The organism is Halorubrum sp. SP3 (assembly GCF_005435195.1).
GTDB classification, from domain to species: domain Archaea; phylum Halobacteriota; class Halobacteria; order Halobacteriales; family Haloferacaceae; genus Halorubrum; species Halorubrum sodomense.
In genome coordinates, this window is the sequence record NZ_SGTU01000655.1 from 1 (window position 1) to 253 (window position 253).

Consider the following 253-nt stretch of genomic DNA (forward strand, 5'->3'; position numbering starts at 1 on the left):
CGGGTCGCTGGTGACCGACCTCCAGGCGCTGGAGTACGTCGTCGGGATCAACACGTTCCGACGGGCGTTCGACCTGTTCGGCGCCGTGACCGTCGTCCCCGGCTCTCTCGGGGCGTTCCGACGGGACGTCCTCGAAGCGGTCCAAGGCTACAGCGCCGACACCGTGACCGAGGACTTCGATCTCACGATCGCGATCCTCAAAGCCGGGTTCTCGATCCACGCCAGCGAGGGGACCGTGTACACCGAGGCGCCG

General features: G+C 67.6%; 1 protein-coding gene. It reads left to right on the forward strand.

Going from position 1 to position 253, the window contains the following annotated elements; translation table 11 throughout:
• On the forward strand, positions 1–253 hold a 253-nt coding region (locus EXE42_RS17860), incomplete at both ends, for a glycosyltransferase family 2 protein (protein ID WP_275938247.1).